At 56.8% G+C, this 13,834-nt stretch carries 9 protein-coding genes; 8 read left to right on the plus strand and 1 reads right to left on the minus strand.

The window, feature by feature from the left end:
• Nucleotides 1-290 precede the first annotated feature (290 nt).
• The gene (locus HMPREF2958_RS02130; RefSeq protein ID WP_070696149.1) at nt 291-542 is read right to left on the minus strand and encodes a hypothetical protein; all 252 of its coding nucleotides are present in this window, start codon (nt 540-542) and stop codon (nt 291-293) included.
• 226 nt (nt 543-768) lie between these two features.
• On the opposite strand from HMPREF2958_RS02130, the gene HMPREF2958_RS02135 reads away from it, so the two are divergent.
• From HMPREF2958_RS02135 to HMPREF2958_RS02170, 8 genes are all read left to right on the plus strand, one after another.
• Complete coding sequence (locus HMPREF2958_RS02135; RefSeq protein ID WP_070696151.1) at nt 769-1,275, plus strand: helix-turn-helix domain-containing protein; 507 nt, start codon at nt 769-771, stop codon at nt 1,273-1,275.
• Complete coding sequence (locus tag HMPREF2958_RS02140) at nt 1,268-1,669, plus strand: ImmA/IrrE family metallo-endopeptidase (RefSeq protein WP_070696153.1); 402 nt, start codon at nt 1,268-1,270, stop codon at nt 1,667-1,669. The genes HMPREF2958_RS02135 and HMPREF2958_RS02140 overlap by 8 nt, the downstream gene beginning before the upstream one ends.
• 255 nt (nt 1,670-1,924) lie before the next feature.
• Nucleotides 1,925-2,905 carry a quinone oxidoreductase family protein gene (locus HMPREF2958_RS02145; protein WP_070696155.1) on the plus strand — a complete coding sequence of 327 codons (981 nt, stop codon included), beginning with the start codon at nt 1,925-1,927 and terminating at the stop codon, nt 2,903-2,905.
• Between the two features lie 433 nt (nt 2,906-3,338).
• Nucleotides 3,339-8,216: an NAD-glutamate dehydrogenase gene (locus HMPREF2958_RS02150; protein WP_246827991.1), complete on the plus strand. Its 4,878-nt coding sequence runs from the start codon at nt 3,339-3,341 to the stop codon at nt 8,214-8,216.
• Nucleotides 8,217-8,720: 504 nt separating this feature from the next.
• Nucleotides 8,721-10,079: a hypothetical protein gene (locus HMPREF2958_RS02155; RefSeq protein WP_246827992.1), complete on the plus strand. Its 1,359-nt coding sequence runs from the start codon at nt 8,721-8,723 to the stop codon at nt 10,077-10,079.
• 32 nt (nt 10,080-10,111) lie between these two features.
• The gene (gene pelF / locus HMPREF2958_RS02160) at nt 10,112-11,800 is read left to right on the plus strand and encodes a GT4 family glycosyltransferase PelF (RefSeq protein WP_048755385.1); all 1,689 of its coding nucleotides are present in this window, start codon (nt 10,112-10,114) and stop codon (nt 11,798-11,800) included.
• Entirely contained in the window at nt 11,797-13,014 is a 1,218-nt protein-coding gene (locus HMPREF2958_RS02165) for a putative glycoside hydrolase (RefSeq protein WP_070696161.1), read from the plus strand. Before pelF ends, HMPREF2958_RS02165 begins: the two co-directional genes overlap by 4 nt.
• 221 nt (nt 13,015-13,235) lie before the next feature.
• Nucleotides 13,236-13,820 (plus strand): NAD(P)H-dependent oxidoreductase, encoded by a 585-nt coding sequence (locus tag HMPREF2958_RS02170; protein WP_070696163.1) that lies wholly within the window; start codon nt 13,236-13,238, stop codon nt 13,818-13,820.
• The last annotated feature ends 14 nt before the right edge of the window (nt 13,821-13,834 follow it).

Here is a 13,834-nt window from a genome sequence, read left to right on the forward strand (position 1 = left end):
CGGCATGATGATGCTGGTACGAGGGGTACGCATAGGATCTCCGTCTTCGTAGGGTAGTCTGCTACTCATGCTACCGCGAGTATAAGAGTTTACCTATCGGAAGCATGTTTAAGACGGATAAAGCTCCCGCAGGCTCCCCTGTAGAGGCGGGGAATCTGCGGGAACTTCTAGCCTGAGAAAGCTCAGGATCTAAAATCTCGGACAGATTTTAGATGCCTTCCTGTTGTGCATCTTCTCTAACAGCGGCAGAATACCGGGGCGTTTTTTGCCGGTTTTGGAGGATGCACGTATTACCTGCGTTGTGACGCGGAATGTGAGGTGCCCTCAGCTGCGTGCGAGGTCCGTTCTGTGTGCCAGTTTAACCACAACCTGATAATGGTTAGTGCCAGCGCAGCCCAGGCGCTCGCCTGCTCTTGGCTGAGCAGGCCGTACACCTGCAGAAGAGTGGCTACCGCAGGAATGATCGCGTTGAGATGCTTAAACCAGTTGAACCGCTGAACTGCTCGTTGTTTTTGCTGGCGCGGTTTTTGTGTGCGTGTCATAGTTCGTCCTTTCTGCTGGTTGAGATGCGGCGGCGGGCGGCAGGTTCTATTTAGAGGGGTATGCTGTGGGACCTTGTGACAGCATACCCGAAACGAAAGAGAAAGTCATGCGTTTTGATTGAATTATTAATGCAAAATACAGTGAAAACCCTGGAATTTCGGGCAGAATGCATGACTTTGTAATATTTATGACCCGAAAAATAAATCAGTCTGCTAGACTGGTGGCATGGCTATCGGTGACTACATCAAATACAAGACAGGACTCTCCCAGCGGGCGCTCGCCGCCGAACTCGGTATGAACCCCAACGCTATTCAGCGGCGATTCTCGGGTGCTGGAGTGATGGATGTAGAAACCCTCGTCAAGATAGCCGACCGTTTCGGGCTTGACCTGCTCGACCTCATGGTTGAAAGCGGGCTTATCACCACCACACGCGCCAAATCTTTGCGGGTGGGCGGGTCTATTCGCGATGTTTCCAACGAAGACTTAATGGGCGAGGTGCTGCGCCGCATGACGGCGGTGCAAACTCGGGAACAGTCGGTGCGTGCCACAGTGCCTCCCGCCACCCCCGTGGAGGCACCTGCCGCCGCATCCGCGCAAACTGGGCGAGCAGTCGCGAGTGCCGCGAGCGGTTCACTCAGCGAAGGGGAGCGCAAATACACGGCAGAGGACTACGCCCTAGCTGCAAAGCGCGGCGAAATCTACGACAGTGAGGAGGGATTCTTTGGTGCCTAGCTACGATCCCTACACTCACGCACACACGCTCGGGGTCGATATTATCTGGGGAGCGCCCGGGCACGGAATGCTCGGCCGCTACGACCACGCCAGCCGCACTATTACCCTGCGCGAAGGAATGCGCACCCGGCAAGAACGCTCCGTGCTCGCCCACGAACTCGTGCACGCCGTGCGCGGAGACGAGCACGACGCCTGGGATGCATCCTATAGCGCCCGCCGCGAACGCAGCTGCGACCTGCTGGCCGCAGAAAATCTGATCGACCCGGGGGATCTGCGCCGCGCCGCCGCCTTTTACCCGGATAATCTGCCCGCGCTTGCCTATGAACTTGACGTGACCGAAGAGCTTTTGGTGATTTACTTGGATGCGCATCCGCTTACCGTGGCGCAGGCGTAATTTGAGCGAGGGCTCGCTGCCGCTAGAAGCAGCGCTATTTCGGGTATTCGGGTGCGTAGAAATTTCGGGAGCATTTTCTTCATACGGGAGCGGCTTAAGCCGCTCCCGTATGAAGAAAATGCTCCCGCTTTACGGGCGAGTATATTCGAGTGTATTGCTGTCAGCACCCATTCTTTGTGTGAGAGATGCGTTTTTGTATCTTCTATAACAGATAGCTGTTACTATTAAGGCATCTGCTATAGAAAGGATAATCTCATGAAAGCCCTCAATATCACGCAGTACACCGGCATCGACGGGCTGCAGTACCAGGACGTGCCCGAACCCACCCCAGGCCCCGGGCAGGTTACCATTCGCGCAGAATACGCGGGAGTCGGGTATGTCGATGCGCTTCTCGCCGAAGGCATGGCGGAGCTGCCGCTTCCTTGGGCACCGGGTATCGAAGCCGCGGGGCGCATCCATGCCCTCGGTGAAGGAGTAACCGGTCTGCGCGTGGGAGACAAGGTTGCGGCTCCGCTGACCCTGCTAGGTTCAGGAGGCGGCTTCGGTCAAATCTGCCTGGCGCAGGCAAACCTTGTGGCACCCCTGCCTGCGGGCATGAACCCGGCATTGGCGGCGGTCGTTCCTGCTAATACCCCTACCGCCCTTGCGGCGCTCGAACGCACAGCGCGTCTGCAGCCCGGCGAACATGTGCTGGTGCAGGCCGCTATGGGCGGTCTGGGCACGCAATTCGGGCAGGTCGCCAAGCTCATGGGCGCCGGAAAGGTGGTCGGCATTGTCAGCACCGAAGAAAAACGCCGACTCGCCCTCGACCTCGGCTACGACGAGGTATGGCTGCGCGATGAACTTGCGGATAAGAGCGGGCGGCAATTCGACGTGATTATCGACCCGGTTTCTGGACGCGACCGCCCCGAACTCCTTAAACTTCTGCGTTTTGAGGGGCGACTGATCGTGGTGGGCAACGCCGCTCAAGACGGGGATCAGACGGTGGGCACCAATACCTTCTGGTTCGACGGTATCAGCATGATGGGCTTCAACATCGGGCTGCTCTCCAATGCCTACCCCGATATTTCTACTGCCTATCTGCGCCGCGCTTTGGCGTTGGTTGCATCCGGCGAGGTGACGGTGCCTATTCAGGAGGAAGTCGATATTCGCGACGGCGCCCAGGCTTTAGAACGGCTTCGTGCCGGTAAAACCATCGGAAAGTTCGTCTTCAGGCATGAACCATACGGGGAATAAAACCAGACGGGAAGATAGATAAAAATTCCGGGGGCGATGGTTAAGGCTTTGAAGGATGCACTCTCAAAGGTAAACCATCGCTCCCGGAACTGTGTTCATGCCACGCGCTCGTAATAAAGCCCCTCAACGCATGCAGCTTTCCGGTTAAAAACACGACAGGCGCCGGAATGCACGCAAATGCTACGAATACGGGTTTAATGCCTCAAAAACAACGCGAAAAGCTTCAAATATTGCTCAGAGCGGAAGCATATGTGATTTATCTCCGCAATAAAAATATTTTCCTGCCGGATTTCCCTAAAATGGAAGCCTGCACCGGTGTACAGGGTATAAGCTAGGAAGAGATTACACACAACGCCGTATAAAACACAGACAGAACGTCACAGAGAAGTGATACAAACTTCGGAGGCATACCTTGTCAGTGAATGACAACGCTATGAAACGCTGGTCTGGCGATGATGCGTGGATTGAACAGTATTACCAGAACAGCCCCGTTGAAGACCGAGAAGTCTTCTCAACGGAAGAACTAGAAGAGTTAGCGCGAGCGCACCGTGCGCTCGCTGAGACGCGCGAACCCAAAACCCCTGCGGTCACCGTGCATAACGACGAATACTCCACCACGCTGCTCGTCGTCACCGACGATATGGGATACCTCGTCAGTTCCCTCACCGCCGAAATCGCCTCAGACTTCGGCGGCGTCTACTCGCTCTTCCACCCCATCTTCATCGTGGATCGCGACCCCAACGGAAAACTTCTCTCGGCACGCGGCGCCGGTCGCGCCAGTAACCTTGCCAGTGGCGATACGGCAACCTACGGGTTGCCCGTGCTCTCAGCGAAGGACGGCAAGCTCACGGCGCATCCCATGATCGAGTCTTGGATCGCGATTCGCCTCACCCGCAAGCTCAACGACGAAGACAGCGAACGCCTGCGCGCTACCGCCCTGAAAATCCTCGACGATATTAAAGCCTGCGAAACTGATGCCGAAGCCATGGCCGAGCGCGTGAATACCATCGCCGAATCCCTGGATGCGCTGCGCGGCATAACCCTCGGCGAAGGCGAAGAATCTTTCACCGCGCATCCCGGCGGTAACGAACCTTCCTCACGTATTGAAATCGCACAGGACTTTTTGCGCTGGCTCGCCCGCGGTAACTTCCTCTTCATGGGTATCAAAGAGCGCCTGCTCGACGGCTCCTCGGGGGTACTCGAACTGGCAGACCGCCCTCACTCGGCGTTGGGTATCCTGCGGTCCACCGAAGGGCAGCACCGCATCCGGCTGGAAAACGACACCCTCGCCCGCGCGCTCAGGCCGCGCCCACTCTACATTACGAAGGCGAACACCCGCTCCACCATTCAGAGCACCGACTACCTCGACTACATTGGGGTGCGCCGCTTCAACGCGAGTGGGCGCGTGGTTGGCGAATACGTGATTCTGGGGCTGTTTACCCGCCAGGCATACTCTCTGCCAGCCATAGAAACCCCGCTCATTCGCGAACGTATCGCCATGGTGCGCCGTCGCCTGGGATTCCACCCCGGCTCTTACTCCGATAAGATGCTCATCGGCTTCATCGAAGACTACCCGCGCCTTGAGCTCATGCACGCCACGGTGAATACGCTCACCGAAACTTTCCGCGGCATTATGGGTCTGGAGGAACGGCGCAAGACCCGTCTTTTCCTGCGCCCCGACCAGTTCGCACGGTTTATCTCTGCGGTGGTGTATCTGCCGCGCGATCGGTACAACACCTCTGTGCGCACCCGCATCCAGCAGGTATTCCGCGAAGAATTTGATTTAACCGCCATCGACTACCAGATTTACCTCTCGGCATCGTCGCTGGCGCGTGTGTTTTTCCGCATCCGGCTCGCCGACCCGAACGTCGTGCCGGATGTTGATGTAAGCGCCCTTGAGAAGCGCCTGCAAGCCGCTACCCGCTCCTGGGGAGAGGCTACCGCCGCCGCGCTTGAGGGTTGGAAACCCGGTGCAGAAGGACGCCGGCTCGCCTCCGCCTGGGCGGAAGCCGCGCCAGCAACCTACCGCGCCGACTACGAAGTAGAAAACGCGATCGAGGATATTGTGATTTTTGAATCTCTCTCGGGCGATACCCAGAGGCCCGCCGCTATCAAAGTCGAGACCGGCGACTTAGCTACCACCCGTCTGAAGACCTACCTGTCAGCACCGCATACCCTCACCGAGCTGCTACCGGTGATGCAGAATATGGGACTGGTCGTCGTTGACCAAAGGCCCTACGAGTTCGCGCCCGAAGATGGGCAGGACTACGGATACCTGTACGACTTTGGTGTGCAGTTCCCCGAAGGTGTAGACCCGCACGCTGTCGCAACGCTTTACGAGGATGCGCTCAACGCTTATCTGTTGGGAGAACGTGACTCCGACACCCTGGACCGGCTTATCCTGGCCCACGGGCTCACCTGGAAAGAAGTTCGCTTATTCCGCGCCTTCAACCACTACCTGATTCAGCTGGGCCTGGGCTACACGCCGTCGTTCATGTCAAATACGTTGATGGCGTACCCGCAGATCGCAAAGCTCTACGTCCAGTTCTTCCACACCAGCTTCGACCCGAACAACGGGCTTACCGACGAGCAGCGCGAAGCTCAACGCGAAGAAATCCTGGAACAGATTCGCGAAGAACTCAACAAGATTCCAACCCTGGATGCCGACCGCTACCTGCGCTCGCTCCTGAAAATTCTCAAAGCTATTCTGCGCACCAACGCATACTTGGGTCGAGAAGCGCTTGCGTTCAAGATTGCGCCCGAGCAGATCGATTTTGCGCCTCTGCCGCACCCCAAGTTCGAGATTTTCGTGTACTCCCCGCGTGTGGAGGGTGTGCACCTGCGCTTCGGCAATGTGGCGCGTGGCGGTCTGCGCTGGTCCGACCGCCGCGACGACTTCCGCACCGAGGTGTTGGGCCTGGTCAAGGCGCAGATGGTCAAGAATGCCGTTATTATTCCGACCGGTGCCAAGGGTGGTTTCTATCCCAAGCAGCTGCCCGATCCCGCCGTGGACCGCGACGCCTGGATTACCGAGGGTCGCGAATCCTACAAGGTCTTTATCCGCTCCCTGCTGGATGTGACCGATAACCTCTCCGTTGCTACCGACGGCACCGAAACCGTAGTACGCCCTGAGGGCGTGATCGCCCGCGACGGTGACGACTACTACCTGGTGGTTGCCGCCGATAAGGGGACTGCCGCATTCTCGGATACTGCAAACGCGATCAGCGCCGAGTATGGGTTCTGGCTGGGCGATGCGTTCGCATCCGGCGGCTCGGTTGGCTACGACCACAAGGCGATGGGCATTACCGCCCGCGGCGCGTGGGAATCCGTCAAACGTCACTTTGCCGAGCTCGGTCACGACTGCCAGAGCGAAGAATTCACCGCTGTGGGTATTGGCGATATGTCCGGCGACGTCTTCGGCAACGGTCTGATGCGCTCCGAGAAAACCCGCCTGGTCGCCGCCTTCGATCATCGCGATATTTTCCTGGATCCGACCCCGGACCCCGCCGTATCCTTCGAGGAGCGCGTGCGCCTGTACAAGCTGCCACGTTCTTCGTGGCAAGATTACAGCCGCGAGCTGATTTCTGAGGGCGGCGGCGTGTACTCGCGCGGTTTGAAGTCCATTGAGATCACCCCGCAGGTGCGCGAGGTACTGGGTCTTGAGGACGATGTTACCGAGCTGGCACCCTCTGAACTGCTTTCCGCGATCCTGAAGGCTCCGGTTGATCTGCTCTACAACGGCGGTATCGGCACCTACGTGAAGGCATCCACCGAAACGAACGCGCAGGTGGGCGATAAGGCAAACGACGCCCTGCGCGTGAACGGCAACGAGCTGCGCGCCAAGATCGTAGGCGAGGGCGGCAACCTCGGCTTCACCCAGCTGGGCCGCGTGGAGGCTGCACGCAACGGAGTCATCATCAATACCGACGCCATCGACAACTCCGCAGGTGTGGAAACCAGTGACCGCGAGGTGAACATCAAGATTCTGGTGGACCGACTGGTGGCACGCGGCGAGCTTGCCCCGGATGAGCGCGCATCGTTCATCGAATCCCTGCGGGACGAAGTTGGCGCCAAGGTTCTTGAAACCAACGTTGAGCAGAATGTTCTGCTGCAGGGCGAGTTCAACTACGGCACGTTGGGCATTGACGTCTACAAGCGTCTGATGCGCGATCTCGAAAAGCACGCCGGTCTGAACCGTACCGTCGAGTTCCTGCCCACGGATAAGGAACTGCAGGCACGGTTTGACACCACCGGCGAGATGCTGACCCGCCCCGAGCTTTCCGTGCTGGCCGCCTACGTGAAGATTTACCTCACGCACGCACTGGAAGAGACCGACTTCGCGGACGACCCCTACCTGGAGGGTCTGCTGCGCGAATACTTCCCGGCACCTCTGGTGGAGCGTTTCGGCGATTATCTGAATTCGCACCCGCTGCGCAAGGAGATTATCTGCACCCGCGTTGCCAACGAGATGGTGAACCTGGGCGGCATCACCTTCGCTTACCGTGCGGTCGAAGAAACCAGCGTTGGGGTGGATGCGGTCGCCCGCGCCTTTATCATCGCCCGCGAGCTCTTCGAGCTGGGTAAGGCCGCGAAGCTGCACCGCGAACTGCCCGCACATACCTCCCTGGATGCGTGGAACACCGTGCTGCATGATGATCAGCGCGTTCTTGACCGCGTGGTGCGTTGGTTTATCGCCGAGCGCGGTGTGGTTGCGGGCAATCCGATCAGCTCCCTGCTGGAACGCTTTGGCGATGTGGTGGAGCTTCGCAAGAACCTGCCCGCGTACCTCTCGGATGTTTCCCGCGCACGGGTTCGTTCCAAGCGCGATGCTGGCGAGGCTTGGGGTCTTCCCGAAGAACTCATCGTCATCTGGATTCGCGGCTTCGAAGGTTACGCCCTCCTGGATGTTATTCGTTCTGCACGCGATAACGACTTCAAGGCGGTTGAGCTGGCGCCGATTTACTTCGCAACCTACGACCGCTTCAAGGTTGATGAACTGCTCGGTCTCATTAGCGAGCTGCCCCGTAACGACCGTTGGGAGACCCTCTCTCGCCAGGCCCTGCGCGGCAGCCTCTACGAGACTGCCGCAGAGCTTGCAACGTCGGTGGCTGAGGAAGACGCAGGCCACGCACCAAGCAACCCTGAGGGTGCTCTGCAGGCGTTGGATTCCTGGATTAAGAACCACCCGACCCGTGTGGGCAATATCGACCGTATCTTTGATGAGGTCCGCAATGCTGAGCCCGACAGCGCATCGCACCCGCGCCTTGCCGTGATCTCGGTGGCGCTGCGAACCCTGTCGAGCGCGTCCTAAAGCTCTTCTTAAGATATAACAAAAGCTGTTCCCTCTCCGCCCGCGTGTGGGTGGGGCAGGGAACAGCTTTTTGTCGTCGTGTCGCGGTGTGATGCTGATTAAGATGAAGAATATTTTTTAGCCAATATTCCGCTATTTATCAGGGATTTTTAAGTATTTCAGCGCATGGCGCGTGAGATATTTTTGTGCACATCTGACGGTAAACCCCGCAAACTTGGTTCGGTACCGCTATACTCAAGTAGTAGTGAAACCTTGTGATGCATGTATGCGGCTTGCCCTGCCTTAAAAAGCGGGGAGTATGTGGCATAAATCCCAGTTGCGGGCTGCGTGTCAAAAATAGTTTACACGTATACAATACAAGGGGTTGAAATCCCGAAAACCGATCACCTAGTCGTTCAGCGCAGTTTTTCCTGCGCGTAGCCCATCCCTGCCCTTAAACCACAGGTACAGGGGCAATATACATATAGGCATTAGGTGAGAATAGCGCTGAAAGAAGTTCCCGTCTTGTCTTCCCACCATGCAGACATCCCGAAAAACCGCTGGAGTTGGAGACTCCTCTACAATTTTCTTCTCTATGTATCTCCCGTTGCACTCCTAACAGTCGCATTCCCGTTCGTAACCCCCATTCTTAGCAAGAACTATGTGGGGTCGGTGCCGCTTATCCAAATTATTCTGGCGGCGTCCATCGTGGTTCCCTGGCTAAGCCAGGCGGTATGCATGCCTATTTACCGCGCCCTCGAATCCGAACATCTGAAAGTTGAGGATGCGCGCCGCGAGGTTCAGGAAGAAGCGGCGATTCTCAAACGGGATCACAAATCCAAAGAGGCGCAAGAACTTCTTGCTACTCTCGATACCGACCCGAAATATCAGCATATTAGCGAGCTGAGGGCATTTAGTCGCCACTGGGGCTACCTCTATCTGGTGGGCCTGCCCATCGCGTTCCTTTTCGCGATTCCCGTGGTGCTCGTACTGCACTGGGATATGGTGGCGCTGGTATCCTTCCTCTTTTTGAGTATGCTGAACGTTGCGTATGCGCAGCTGCTTATTGTGCCGAACGTGGCAAAAAACCGTCCGCTGTGGTTCTTCGCATGGGTAGGCTACACGATTGTTCTGCTGACTTTGCCGACCGTGTGGTTCCTGCCTCCGCTGGTGGGGTCGGCCATTCTGTTCAGTGGTATCGGGCGTGAAATTAAGCAGCTGTTCCATTTCAGCCGCCTTCCCCTAGGCGCCGCCTACCGCGATGTCATTCGCGGCCTGCTGACCGGTTCTATCCTCTGGGCTGATAAATACGTGCTCTTCTTGGTGACGAACGGCAAGATCGACGTTATCGCCATCTACATGAGCTTGGTTCCCTGCGTGATCGCCTACAACTACTTCTTCGTGGTTGAGTCTAACCGCGTGAACGGCTCGATTCAGCGTTTGTGGACCCTCTTCAATAAACTTCCCTTCAATGAAATTGAGCCGGAGGCGCACGCTGTAGTGCGTATTTCTCACGCTTCCGTGCGCAACACGTTGATTGTCTCAGTTATCTGCTCGGTCATTACGGGCATTCTGATGTATATCTTCGTACCGAACACCTTCCCGCTCGCCTATGCGGGACTGACGGTGGCATGGTTGTTCCTGGCTATGGCGCTCTTCATCTATCAGCTGGAATACATGACCATGTTTAAGACTGTGCACATTATCGGTGCGGTACACCTGCTGATCGTCACTGTAGCCTTTTCAATCATCCCGAACGATGGCGGTTATCTGCCCATCATTATCGGCGAAGCAGTTCTCGCCCTCGTCACGTGGATACTCTACCGTCGTGCCTGGGCTAATCCCGAATACTCACTCTTCTGGCGTCGTGCCCTAGCCTGGTAGATGAGAGGTCATATACATTGATAAACACCGCAATGCGTAACCACTATGCCCCGCTGCAATTGCCCGCGCCGGGACCCCGAACACCCGACCCTGATTATCCTGAGGTCGATGTTGCGCTGGTGATGGAATCGACCTACCCCTACCTCAAGGGCGGGGTTTCCGCAGTGGTTCACGATATTATCGTGGAAAACCCGAGCATCAGCTTTGGGATTATTCATATTTCTTGGGATAGTAAACAGGAACTTAAAGACCTGTACGGTATGCCCGAAAACGTCAAATGGGTGAAGGTGATCTACCTGAGCCTAGAGGAGCATAAGGAAGAATTCGCCCAAGAATGTAATCCGAAAAACCTCAAGATGAATCGTCGCCAACGCAAGAAACTGGTGGCGAGACTTATGAGTGCTTTCGATGCTCTTATACACGGCGATGTAAACCCGCTCTGGTCGTTCTACGATGAAGGAATTAACCCCCGCACCCGCACCTACTCACTCTTCGCCCTCACCGGCACCCGCGAGTTTATGGAGGCAGTCGGTAACTGGGGCTTCCTCGCACAGGTTCCGTTCGGCGAACTCTTCTGGGAGATCCGTAACTTCGTCTCTATCGTGTACGCCCTGCTGCATGAGCGCCTGCCCTATGCCCGCGTGTACCATGCCCACACCACCGGCTACGCCTCACTTTTGGGCGCTGCGGGTGCGCGCGATTACGGCACCAGCTTCCTGCTGACCGAACACAACCTGTATGTGCGCGATACTATCAACACCAAGCTGGAACGCAATATGGCCAAGCCCGTCACCACGGATTACGCCTTCCTGAAGGAGCCGCGCGATAAACCCGAGCTGGGTCCCGTCACGCTCGAAGAGACCGCGTGGTGCGTCTGGTTCCTGGAAATGGGACGTTTCTGCTATCCCAGCGCCGATATGGTGACCTATCTGTACCCCAAGGCGATTGAGGAGGCGCGCGGCATCGGCGCGCCCATCGACCAGTACAACGAGGGTGAAGAAGACCGCGCGGTCGTGCTGCCGAACGGTATGCTTATCGAGAGCGTGTATCCGGCGTATGTGGGGCGTCAGACTGCCCGGGCGCGCATCCTGGCGGAGGGGCGCGGGCACATGTGGCGGTTCGTGTTTATTGCGCGTGTGGTGCCCATTAAGGGGCTCACAGACCTCGTGAAGTCGCTTGCGCTGCTGCGTGATGCCGGGCTCGACAACTTCCACCTGGATGTGCTCGGACCGAAGAACCACATGCCCGAATACTATGAGTTGTGCGTGCGCACGATAGAAGAGCTCAATATGGGTGACTTCATTACCTTCCACGGCACCGTGAAGGTGCGTGAAATGCTGGACCGCTTCGATGTTCTGCTCATGCCCAGCTACAACGAAGGTCAGCCCATTGTGGCGCTGGAAGCGATGGCGGCATCCATTCCGCTGGTGAGTACCGACGTGGGCGGTATGTCGCAGCTGATTGATGATGTGCTGGTCACCTCGGATGGCAGTGAAATAGGTAACTGCGGTATTCTAACCATTCCGGGCGATGTTGAAGGCTTCACGCAGGCGCTTCGCACCATGATGGAGGAACCCAGCATCTATGAGCGGTACTGTGTTAACGCTTACAACCGAGTTGTAAAGTTCTTCCAACTTCGCCTGGTTATGGACCGTTATGACCAGATATACCGTAAGCTAGGTAAAATACCTCAGCGAGTTACGGAGCAGATTGAAGAATGAGCGATAATTCTCTACGAGCCGGCACTCCGGGAAAATTTGGTGCCTGGATTCGATACGGCGGAGACCCTATATCGGAAGAGCAGCTGGCCTTTGCGGCGCAGAACTACGCGGTAGCTATTCTGCAGCCCTGGGAGCTGGATGCGGCACGCTACCTCAAAGAGCAGTCACCTAATATGGTGGTGCTCGCCTATAAGTGCCTTTCTTCCAGTCGCGCCTATGAACCAGGCCCCATTTACTCTTCGGGTGTCTCTTATAAATATGCGCAAGATCTTCTGAACACAACCGGTAAGGATTTGTTCGCCCGCCGCCTAGACGGCTCTTTGATCGAGTGGTCGGGCTATTGGCAGCACTACCAGATGGCGGTGTGGAGTGCCGACTACCGCTGGCAGTGGGTGCACTCCGTGGTGGAAGAACTGCGTAACTCGCCCTTTGACGGCGTGATGGCTGATAACGACGTAGAGAATGATTATTACGGACTAAACCTGCCGATTCAGGGCGTTGAAAGCATCACCACGATTCGGCAGCATCTCGATTTCTTGATCTCCTTCGCCGGTATTGAGCTGAATAAGATCGGCAAAATCCTGGTGCCTAATATTGCCGAATCGCGCCTGCGCTGGGGCAAATGGGAAAGCCACAGTGCCTACGGCGGCGGGTTCGAGGAAGTGTGGCTCGGCTGGGGCGCACAAGAATTCCTCAGCGGCGCCTACGCCACCATGCAGGGAAACCATATTGGGCGCGGCGCCGAAGGCTTGGTAACGCTGAATGCGGTGCAGGACCGCTCGGGCGATGCCTACGGCGCTGTGAATACCCAGCAGTCCCTTCCTAAGGTCACGATTTTGCGCACCCCGCACGGGTACTCGACATCGCCGATTAGCGGCACGGATGAGAATCTGCTGTATGGTCTGGCTGGGTTCTGGGTTTTTGGAGGCGGTCGCTTTACCGGTATCAACGCAACTCAGCACGATGCTTATGACGGTACTCCGAACGCGCCCGAGCTGTCCTTTGACTTGGGTGCTGCATCCGGTGAGATTGAGGCTCAGGACAGCGTACAGACCCGTGCTTTCACGCAGGGCTGGGCGGCTCTGAATACGAGCGACCGCACCACGATGGTACGCGTGCCGCAGGATCAGGGACTCGTAGATGCGCAAAACAACGCGGCACCAGCCACCCTCACCCTAGAAGGCCACCGCGGGGTTATTTACCGTAAGCGGTAATTTTAAGGTCTCTTGCTATAGCGTAGATACGGCGGTATTCTGTACCCTGCCCGGGGTGGGAATACCGCCTATCTGTTACATGTACTGACAACAGACCGGAATGAAGTCCGTTGCATGTCAAGAAACGGGCTGATTCACAGCGCAGCAGCCCTGTACTGTGGAACAAGCGGTTGGAGACAGCCAACCATTCTCGTGGTGCTGAGTTTAAGGAGTGAATTACAGTGAATATTCTTTTGATCGACGGCGGTAAAGCATTTGGACACTCGGCGGGTCGCCTGAACCACACCCTGCATCAAACCGCTCGTGATACGTTATCGGCGCTCGGTCATCATGTGCGAGAAACTGTGATTGACGACGGGTACGATACTCACGAGGAAGTAGAAAAATTCCAGTGGATGGATGCGGTCATCTGGCAGATGCCCGGTTGGTGGATGCATGAGCCGTGGACCGTGAAAAAATATATGGACGAGGTGTTTACCACCGGCGCGGGCACCCTGTACGCTAATGATGGTCGCAGCAGCGCCAACCCCACTGAAGGATACGGCACGGGCGGTCTTCTTCAGGGGCGGCGGCATATGCTGTCGCTGACATGGAACGCGCCTCGCGAAGCTTTTATCCGGGAGGGCGACTTCTTCGAGGGACTCGGGGTAGATGCCCTCTATATGCACTTTCATAAAGCCAATGAGTTCTTGGGGACTACCCAATTACCCACCTTTATTTGCAATGATGTGATTAAAAATCCGCAGGTCGAACAGTATCTCGCTGACTATACTGCCCACCTCAACGAGGTCTTCGGTCGGGCGTAAGGGTTTAAGCCTGC

This window comes from Rothia sp. HMSC036D11, assembly GCF_001814205.1.
Lineage (GTDB): Bacteria > Actinomycetota > Actinomycetes > Actinomycetales > Micrococcaceae > Rothia > Rothia dentocariosa.